This window comes from Nocardia sp. NPDC051030, from assembly GCF_040683015.1.
Classification (GTDB): Bacteria; Actinomycetota; Actinomycetes; order Mycobacteriales; family Mycobacteriaceae; genus Nocardia.
Genome location: NZ_JBFBCD010000017.1, coordinates 36,989 through 46,580, shown reverse-complemented (window position 1 = coordinate 46,580; position 9,592 = coordinate 36,989). Strand labels below are relative to the sequence as shown.

The window sequence follows — 9,592 nt, the reverse complement described above, 5'->3', positions numbered from 1 at the left end:
GGCGGTGACCGCGCCGCCAACAACGCCCTGCACACCATCGCCCTGGTCCGCATGCGCCACGACCCACGCACCCGCGCCTACGTCGAACGCCGCACTCAACAAGGACTCTCGAAGAAAGACATCCTGCGCTGCCTCAAACGATTCATCGCCCGAGAGGCCTACCACGCCCTGACCGACCCACCGGCCGCACCCAACCACCACATCTATCCAGCCGCTTGACATCTATAGGAGCATCAAGGGTGCGGATCTCGGAGGGTTCGGTTTGCCATGACTGACGCAGCGGTTTGTCGAACGCGTGTTCGAGATTGCACACTGTAGTCATGCACGATGAGCAGGGTGGCTGGGCTGGCCTCGGCCGGACGGCATGGACCGATCCAGGGCAGATACGCGCACGTCTAGAAGCGGGTGCCGACCCCGATGTCCTACTGCGTGGCGAGCAGAGACCGTTGGATATGGCCGCCACGCAGGGGTCTGCGGAGGTGGTGGCGGAGGTGGCGTCGCGGGTGTGTGATGTCGACGCGATGGCGTGGGGCCGTACCGCGTTGTGGCGTGCGGTGTACGCCAACCGTCCCGACAACGCCCGCGCGTTGCTGGCTGCGGGCGCTGACCCGGCGCGACCGATGATGGCGGGCTGGTCCCCGGCAAGGCTGAGCCTGGCTGGGCAGCATCCGCTGGTCACCGGCGAGTTGTCGGCCTCCGAACAGGCCTCAGTCGAGGAAAGACGCCAGCTGACCATGGCACTGAGCCGACCATGGATCGACGGGGTGAGCCTGGTCTGTGTCGCGGGCATCGACGCGGCCGAGGCTGTCCGCCGGTTGGACGCCGAGGTCGTCCCGGCGGGATCGGTGACTCCGGACGACATGGCGAGCTGGCCTCTGTCCGCTGACACCGAGTTGACGATGTGGGCGACCGACGTGCCCGGCGGCTGCGTGATCGCCCAACCTTGGTCCTACATCGCCTCGATGCCCGGCATCTCCACCCGCCTGTCTCCCGGCACGAAATGCTATGGGATGTACTTCAACCCGAAGGGCGGCTGCCAGGGCAGCACCAGTCTCGACGGCGCGCTCACCGGCTCGGATATCAGTCCCGCCCTCGACCCGTCCGAGGATGATTCCGCCGAGGACATCCTCACCTCGTACCTGTATCAGCACGACGTCCTCGCCTACTGCTGCGCGTGGGCCGGTTTGCGCCCGCGCGACGCGCGCGCCTTCGCTGGACCACCGGACATGTGGCTACGTGTGCCCGACGGCGACTATCGGTACCGACCCTGACCGCTCGGATGACCGAACTGGTGGCCGCGGGCGCGGGGTGCAGCAGATCACCGGACTTGCTACCACTGGCGAGCATCCTTGCCCGCGCGGCGAGGAGGCCCTCGGAATCGAGTGCGTCGGATCGACATCCGAGACCGCCCGAAAGCACTATGCCGCATGGCGCGCTGACCGAACCGGCCATCACGGGGCACCCTTGAAGATCAACGAGGCCAACGTCTCTGGCGCCGGCCGTCAGGAAACTCGACTGCGGTAGTCGTGTCGGGAGAGGGCGCGCAGCGGGCTTTCACGGCCTCCAACAGCGGACGTGCGGAATCGCGGTGAACGTACACCTCGTAGCTGTAGTCGAGCCCCACTTGCTCACCTCGTCCCAGACTTGCCTCGGAAGCACGAACGTATCAAGAACTCGACAGGAGATCCGAAACGCACGCTCACGCCGCGACCCGGGCGGTTCGCGGCGGAGTCCGGAAGGCGCACCGGCCGAGATCATCTCGACTGAACGAAGTCGACCGGGTTGGCGTCGAGGGAGATGCTGTTCTTTGCGCGCTCTACCGACTCCTCGGCGGCGGGGCCGTTGGGGTTCTCGGTTGCCAGCGCTTGGTTGAGCGCGACGAACGGCCGCATCCGCCGTTCGTAGGCTTCGAACGCGGTCGCGTGGTCGACCTGCGGCCGGCCGAGTTCGTCGGCCAGCACGTATGCGCCGACCAAGGCCAGGCTGGTGCCCTGCCCGGACAGCGCCGAGGCGCAGTATCCGGCATCGCCGACCAGAGCGATTCGACCGGAAGTCCAGTGGTCCATGCGGATCTGCGCCATCGCGTCGAAATAAAAGTTCGGTGCGTCGGCCATGGCCGCCAGCAGCTTCGGAATCTGCCAGCCCACATCCGCCAGCCGTTCGGCGACAATCTGCTTCTGCTGCAAGATATCTCGATAGTCATACCGCACCGGCTCGGATGCGAAGCCGAGGATCACTCGCAACTCGGTGTTGTCCCGCGCTGGATAGACGGCGCCACCGGCACCGGAGGCCGTGTCGCTGAACCACATCTGCCAGTTGTCCAGGCCCAGCAAGTTGGCGGTCGAGAAAATCGCCAGGTACTGGCCGAGGTGTCTGCTGAATTGCTGCTCCGGACCGAACGCAAGGTGCCGCACGGTGGAGTGCATGCCGTCCGCGCCGATGACCAGGTCGAAATCGCGGAGGCCGCCGCGCTCGAACTCGACGCGGACTTCGTGCTCACCCTCCTGTATGTCGACGATCGAGTCGTCGAACATGTATTCCACGTCGTCTTTGGTCGCCTCGTACAGCATCGCCACCAAGTCCTCACGCAGCAGCTCGATGTCCTCGCTATCGAGCCGACCGCTACTGAAGACGTGCTCCTCCGACCGGAAGATCTCGTTGCCGTCGCCGTCGAGTACCGACATTCCACGCATCCGAGTGCGCGCGGCACGCATCCGCTCGCCGAGGCCCATTCGGTCCATCGCATCGAGGGCGACACCCCGGATGTCGATCGCCTGGCCGCCGTTGCGCACGCCATCTGCTCGCTCCACCACGGTCACCGAAAAGCCTTTGCGGCGCAGCCAATAGGCCAGAGTCGGGCCGGCTATACCGCCCCCGGATATCAAGACGTTCCGCATGGTTCCCTCCACGGTCGAGACGCTGTACGCGCCTATCGGCCTATAGTGCGCACTGTGCCATTGATCAGCCATATAGGCCCGAACTGGCCTAGTACAGTCGGTAATCTGTGCTAGTGCAGAAGGGAGCGGGGATGCCGACCATTCCGCGGTATCTGGGCATCGCCGCCGACCTGCGGGACCGGATCGTGCGGGGGGAGCTGGTTCCGGGTGCCAAGTTGCCCTCGACCCGACGGATTGCCGATGAGTGGGGAGTCGCGACAGCCACCGCTGCCAAAGCACTCGCTGTCCTGATTCAGGAGGGATTGGCCTACTCCGAACCCCGTTCCGGCACCATGGTCACCGGCCCGAGTCGGCGATCAGCGGCGAAAACCGCACCGGTGCAACGGTCTTCGCGCCGACCCGCCCACGATAAACAGCAGGACCTCACCCGTCAGCAGGTTGTCCAAGCCGCCATCGCCATCGCCGACGCTGAGGGACTGGCCGCACTGTCCATGCGCGGCGTCGCGGCACGGCTGGGAGTCGCGGCGATGGCACCGTACCGGCACGTGGCCGGTAAGGACGAGCTGGTCATGTTGATGGCCAACGCCGCGTTCGGCGAGCGCGGCTACCCGGCGCAGTCGCCGCCCGGCTGGCGGATGCGCCTGGAGCTTTGCGCGCGCACGCTGTGGTCGCTGTACCGACAGCATCCCTGGCTGGCCCAGCTCACCCCGATCACCCGGCCGCTTCCGCTGCCCAGCCTGGCGGCACACGCGGAATGGGCACTCGCCGCACTGGACGGTCTCGGCCTCAGTGCGTCGGCCATGTGCGACATGCACGTGCTGCTGTTCACCCATGTGCAAGGCATTGCGATCCACCTCGAGCGCGAGCAACACGCGCTCGGTGCGTCCGGGTTATCCGAGGACGACTGGATGGACCACCAAGCGCCGGCGTTGCGGTCGATAACCGAATCCGGCCGCTACCCGACATTCGCCACGATGCTCACCACCCTGGCCGCAGAAGGTTACGACCTTATCCTGGACGACTTGTTCGAGCTGGGCCTGCGCTCGCTCCTGGATGGCTTCGCTATACGGCTCGACCGAAAAGCCGAACAGCCCACCAACGCGCGATAGTGCCGCGACCCGGGCGGTCCGAAGCGGCCACATGGCAGGCTCGAAGATCCGCGGGCCGAGGCACACTCAATCCATCGATGAGAAGCGCAGCTTGCTCGTCCGTGAATCCCTCCACGGTGCCAGTCAACACGAGACCGGCAATAGGGTCGTGGCGACGTGCCGACCAGGCGTCAGGTGTCCGACCGGACAGAGGTCGTGATGTGGATCGGTAGACGCGTCGATCACCGAGAGCAGCAGAAGGTGTGCCGGGTCGGACATCCCGCCGTCGTACTCCCTTCACCCGGCGCGAGGCACGCTTTCGGGGTCGTCGAGGGTGTGCAGGGCAGCGCGGAGGTCGATGCGGTCGTCGAGGCGGGAGAGGTTGCGGCCGGTGAGTTTTTCGATTCGTTCGATGCGGTAGTGGACCGTATTGACGTGGAGGTAGAGGGCTTCGGCGGTGCGGGTCCAGGAGCCGTTGTGCTTGAGGAATGCGATGAGGGTGGCGCGGAGTTCGGTGCGGGCGGGGTCCGGGTCGAGTAGTTCGCCCAGGACCTGGGTGCTGAAAGTTGTTCGGACCGGGGTTGGTACACCGGCGAGTAGTTCACCCAGGGTGGTGAGTTGTTCGGCGGTGGTGACGCCGCGGCCGAGGTGCGCGGCTGCGCGGCAGGCGTGGTCGCTGCGAATCAGGCTGTCTCGCAGGCCGATCGGGGTTTCGCTCGCGGAGCCTACGCCGACGTGCAGGGCGAGTGTGGGATCGCAGGATCGGACCAGTTCGTGCAGGGACAGCAGTCGATCGATCGGGTCGCCGATATCGGGGATGACGGCGACCGCCCGTTCGCCGTGCGGGCCGACGGCGGGCGGCTGATCGGTGCAGTGCGCCAAGAGTTCCCGCAATGCCGCGACCGCGAGACCGGGGCGGTGGGGAGCGGTGATCGCCGTGACCATGCGGTACGGGCCGGGGCCGATAGACTTCACAAACTCTGTTACCGAGGGATTTTCGATATCGTCCCGGTCCAGGTGAGTCGCCAGCTCGGTGGCGGATTCCGCCTGCCGATCCTGCTCCTGCATGGCGAGATCCCGGAAATGACACAGTATTTCCGCGACCTCCTGCACCAGTCGCGGCGGCGCGGGCGGTCCGGGTAGTCGCAGATACCAGGTGTCGTAGGGCGAATCCGCCGGTCCTATCGAATGATTCGCCTTCTCGCCGCGGCGCAGGCTGCGGACGATGGCGGCCGGTGCCTGCCGGGGCGCGGCGGAGGAGCGGGCGATGGTGCGTCCGCTCGCGGTGACCAGCGTGCACGGCAGCCCGCCCAGATGTACCGCGATCCGGTCCAGCACCTCGGTCGGTTCGGCCCGGTCGCGGATCAACTGGTCGAGCCCGGTGCGCACGTGATCGGGCAGTGAGGAATGCGGTGAGGCCGTGAGCGCGCCCCAGCGGCGCAGGTAGATCTCGTCGGTAATGGTGCGGAAGGTGGTTTCGGCGGGTACGGCCGCCAGCACGATGCCCTGTTCGCGGCAGGCGCGCAGCACTTCATCGGGCAGCCCGCGGTGTCGGACCACGCCCGCCAGTAGTGCCACCGCGCCAGCGTTTCGCAGGGCCGCTACGAATCGGTCGGCTTTCTGCCGCCCATTGCGGGGTGTCCACCAGACCAGGCCGCTCAGTACTACTTCGCCGTTCTGGAGATACTCGGTCGGGTCGAGCAGGTCGGTGGCGGTGACGCCGCCGATCTCCTGCCGGAGCAGGTCGGATTCACCCCACACCAGCTGCAATCCGAGGGTCTCCAGTCGAAGCAGGTCATCCACCCGCATGATCTGCTCCTCTCACGCCCGCCATCGGACGGCCGACATCGCATCGTAGATGGGTTCGCTCGATGGTGGCCACGTCTTGTTCGATCAACCGAAATTCGGCCTCAGGCCCCCGGATTTTCGTATGCGCGCACCGATGGCAGCCCGCTCGCGACCGGCTTGAATCGGCGAATCAGCGATTTCGAGGAGTGCCGCCATGGACCTGAACACCGTGCTGGAGGTGTGCGACGCACGCGAATTCCAGGACTGGCGAACCGGTGACGCCTGGCTGGGCGGGGGGACGTATCTGTTCTCCGAACCGCAGCCGCATCTGCGCCGCTTCGTCGATCTGAGCCGGACCGGATGGACGCCCTTGCGATGGTTGCAGGGCGGCGCGTTGGAGATCGCCGCCACGTGCACGGTGGCTGACCTGTTCCGATTCACCGACCGGCCTTTGTTTCGGGAGTGCTGTAATGCGTTCCTGGCGTCGTTCAAGATCTGGAATATGGCCACGGTGGGTGGCAACCTGTGCAATTCGCTGCCGGCCGGGCCGATGATCTCGCTGACGGCCGCACTCGATGGCGAGTGCATGCTGCGTGCGCAGGACGGTGTGCTGCGATGGGTTCCGGCGGCCGAATTCGTCACGGGCGCAGGGGAAAACGTATTGCGTGCGGGCGAGCTGCTGCGGTCGGTGACGCTGCCCGCTGCCGCGCTGGCCCGGCGCACGGCGTTCCGGCAGGCCTCGCTGTATGGGCTCGGCCGGTCGGGCGTGCTGGTGATCGGCACCCGGGATCGGTCGGGAGCATTCGCGGTGACCATCACCGCGTCGACCACCCGTCCGATCGTGCTCCGATTCCGGTTGCGGCCCAGCGAAACCGAGCTCGGTACGGCGATCGATCAGGCCGTGCCCGAGGACGTGTGGTTCGACGATATTCACGGGCTGCCGCAATGGCGCAGGCATATGACGCTGCGGCTGGCCGAAGAGATCAGGAGGGAGCTGGCATGAGCTTCGAGATCGAGGTCGATGGAAAGGTTTTCGGTGCGGAGCCGCGCGCGGGGCAGTGCCTGCGGACCTACCTGCGTGAACGCGGCTGCTTCGGTGTGAAGAAGGGCTGCGATGCGGGGGACTGCGGAGCCTGCACCGTGCACGTGGATGGCGCGCCCGTGCACAGTTGTCTCTATCCGGCCTTCCGGGCCGATGGGCACGCGGTCACCACCGTGGAGGGGCTGGCCACGGATGGCGAGCTGCATCCGATGCAGCAGCGGTTCCTGGATGCGCAGGGGTTCCAATGTGGCTTCTGCACAGCGGGTTTCCTCATGACGACGGCGGCGCTGAGCGACGAGCAGAAGGACGACCTCCCTCGCGCTTTGAAGGGAAACCTCTGCCGCTGCACCGGATATCGCGCCATCGAGGACGCGATTCGGGGTGTGAAACACGCCGAGGATCCTGAGGCGGGTGCGGCGGTCGGCCGCAATCTCGGCGCACCTGCCGGACCGCAGGTGGTCACCGGAACCGCCCGGTACACCTTCGATATCGATGTCCCCGGCCTGCTGCACATGAAGTTGCTGCGTTCACCGCACGCACACGCCCGGATCCGGAGTATCGATACCGCCGCCGCACTGGCCGTCCCCGGCGTGCATGCCGTCTTCACCCACCGTGACGCTCCGGACAAGCACTATTCGAGCGCGCGTCACGAGCATCCCGAAGAGGATCCCGACGACACCCGCGTGCTCGACGAGGTCATGCGCTATATCGGGCAGCGAGTGGCCGCGGTCGTCGCCGACAGTGAGGCCGCCGCGGAAGAAGGCTGTCGCCGTATCGAAGTCGACTACGAGGTGTTGCCGCACGTTCTCGATCCGGAGGAGGCCATGCGCCCCGGCGCTCCGCTGGTGCACGCCAAGGATGCTGCGTTGGCGCGCATCTCCCGGCCGGAGGTCAATGTGGTCGGTGAGGTGCACGGCGAGATGGGTGATGTGGCAGCGGGTTTCGCTGAGGCGGCGGTGATATACGAGGAGACCTTCCGCACCCAGCGGGTGCAGCACGGCAGTCTGGAAACCCATGGCGCGGTCGCCTGGTTCGACGAGGACGACCGTCTGGTGGTGCGCTCCAGCACGCAGACACCCTTCCTGACCAGGCGGGCGCTGTGCGCGCTGTACGACCTCCCGCCGGATCGAATCCGGGTGGTGGCCGGTCGCGTCGGTGGCGGCTTCGGTGGCAAGCAGGAGATGCTGGTCGAAGACATCGTGGTGTTGGCGGCGCTGCGATTGCGGCGGCCGGTAAAGCTGGAATACACCCGGGCCGAACAGTTCTACGGTGCGACCACCCGGCATCCGTTCACCATCCGGGTCAAGGCGGGCGCGCGCCGGGACGGCACACTGTCGGCGCTCGAGGCGCGGATCGTGTCCAATACCGGCGCATACGGAAATCACGGCCCCGCAGTGCTTTTCCACTCGGTCGGGGAGTCCTTCGGCGTGTACCGGTGCCCGAACAAGAAGGCGGACGGCTACTCCGTCTACACCAATACCGTTCCGGCAGGCGCATTTCGGGGATATGGACTGGGCCAGGTTGTCTTCGCCATGGAATCGGTGATGGACGAGCTGGCACGTCGTGTCGGCATGGACCCGCTGGCCTTCCGGGAGCTCAATATGATCGGCCCCGGTGAGCCGATGGTGGCTCCGGGCGGCCACGAAGAGGACCTGCACATCGCGAGTTACGGCCTCGACCAGTGCCTGGGCATTATTCGCACGGCACTCGCCGACCCGTTCCCGCCCGCGCCGGAGGGCTGGCTGACCGGTACCGGATTCGCGCTGTCCATGATCGCGACCGGCCCCCCGGGTGGGCATTTCGCCGATGCCACGGTCACGCTATTGCCTGATGGCAGTTATGACCTCGCCGTCGGCACCGCCGAATTCGGCAATGGCACGACCACGGTGCATCGTCAGATCGTGGCGCAGGAATTGCGCACGACCACCGGCCGCGTGGCGATCCGGCAGTCCGATACCGATGTGGTCCCTCATGACACCGGCGCATTCGGTTCGACCGGGACGGTGGTCGCAGGCAAGGCGGTGCTGCATGCGAGTCGTGCGCTCGCCGCGTGGATTCTCGCGTTCGCCGCGCAACAGCTCGGCGTGCGGCCGGAGCAGTGCCGGTTGACCGAGGATGCGGTGGTGGCGGACTCCCAGCGCATCTCACTGTGTGAGCTGCGCGTCATCGCCGACGCGGAAGGGGAAACGCTTGCTGCGGACGGTCATTGGGGTGGAACACCGAGATCGGTTGCCTTCAATGCCCAGCTCTTCCACGTCGCGGTCGACCCCGGCTCGGGCGAACTCCGCATCCTGCGCAGCGTGCACGCCGCCGACGCCGGAAAGGTCATGAACCCCATGCAATGCCGGGGCCAGGTCGAAGGCGGTGTGGCACAGGCGCTCGGCGCAACGCTTTTCGAGAATGTTCGCATCGACGATCGCGGCGAGGTCAGCACCGCCGCTTTCCGACGCTACCGGCTCCCCGCCTTCGCCGATGTCCCGCGCACCGAGGTCACCTTCATGCCGACCAGCGACGAAATCGGTCCGCTCGGAGCCAAATCCATGAGTGAGAGTCCCTTCAACCCGGTGGCCCCCGCCCTGGCCAATGCCGTGCGTGACGCCACCGGCATTCGATTCACCGTGCTTCCCCTGACCCGGGATCGAATCTGGCTTGCCCTGCACCATAAGGAGGTTCGCCGAGCGGCTGCCTTGGATCAGAGCCGGGCACACGCGTCGCTCACCCGATCCGATTTGGCGGAGCTCGCCGAGCGGATGATCGACGATGTCCTCGAATGATTC

6 protein-coding genes and 1 pseudogene are annotated in these 9,592 nt (G+C 66.4%); 5 read left to right on the top strand and 2 right to left on the bottom strand.

Going from position 1 to position 9,592, the window contains the following annotated elements; genetic code table 11:
• A pseudogene (locus tag AB0N05_RS38465) lies at nucleotides 1–219 on the top strand (IS110 family transposase); the annotation flags it as partial.
• Between the two features lie 101 nt (nucleotides 220–320).
• A complete protein-coding gene (locus AB0N05_RS38460) occupies nucleotides 321–1,271 on the top strand; it encodes an ankyrin repeat domain-containing protein (protein WP_364704091.1) in 951 nt (316 codons plus the stop codon).
• 483 nt (nucleotides 1,272–1,754) lie between these two features.
• Here the strand turns inward: AB0N05_RS38460 and AB0N05_RS38455 are convergent, their stop codons facing one another.
• The gene (locus tag AB0N05_RS38455) at nucleotides 1,755–2,897 is read right to left on the bottom strand and encodes an FAD-dependent monooxygenase (protein ID WP_364704097.1); all 1,143 of its coding nucleotides are present in this window, start codon (nucleotides 2,895–2,897) and stop codon (nucleotides 1,755–1,757) included.
• Nucleotides 2,898–3,028: 131 nt separating this feature from the next.
• Between AB0N05_RS38455 and AB0N05_RS38450 the strand changes: the two genes are divergently transcribed.
• Complete coding sequence (locus tag AB0N05_RS38450; protein ID WP_364704088.1) at nucleotides 3,029–4,006, top strand: TetR/AcrR family transcriptional regulator C-terminal domain-containing protein; 978 nt, start codon at nucleotides 3,029–3,031, stop codon at nucleotides 4,004–4,006.
• Between the two features lie 276 nt (nucleotides 4,007–4,282).
• On the opposite strand, the gene AB0N05_RS38445 is transcribed toward AB0N05_RS38450, so the two are convergent.
• Complete coding sequence (locus tag AB0N05_RS38445; RefSeq protein WP_364704085.1) at nucleotides 4,283–5,794, bottom strand: helix-turn-helix domain-containing protein; 1,512 nt, start codon at nucleotides 5,792–5,794, stop codon at nucleotides 4,283–4,285.
• A gap of 193 nt (nucleotides 5,795–5,987) precedes the next feature.
• On the opposite strand from AB0N05_RS38445, the gene AB0N05_RS38440 reads away from it, so the two are divergent.
• Both AB0N05_RS38440 and AB0N05_RS38435 read left to right on the top strand, forming a co-directional pair.
• The gene (locus AB0N05_RS38440; protein WP_364704082.1) at nucleotides 5,988–6,776 is read left to right on the top strand and encodes an FAD binding domain-containing protein; all 789 of its coding nucleotides are present in this window, start codon (nucleotides 5,988–5,990) and stop codon (nucleotides 6,774–6,776) included.
• Nucleotides 6,773–9,589, top strand: a complete 2,817-nt coding sequence (locus tag AB0N05_RS38435; protein ID WP_364704079.1) for a molybdopterin-dependent oxidoreductase — start codon at nucleotides 6,773–6,775, stop codon at nucleotides 9,587–9,589. The genes AB0N05_RS38440 and AB0N05_RS38435 overlap by 4 nt, the downstream gene beginning before the upstream one ends.
• The last annotated feature ends 3 nt before the right edge of the window (nucleotides 9,590–9,592 follow it).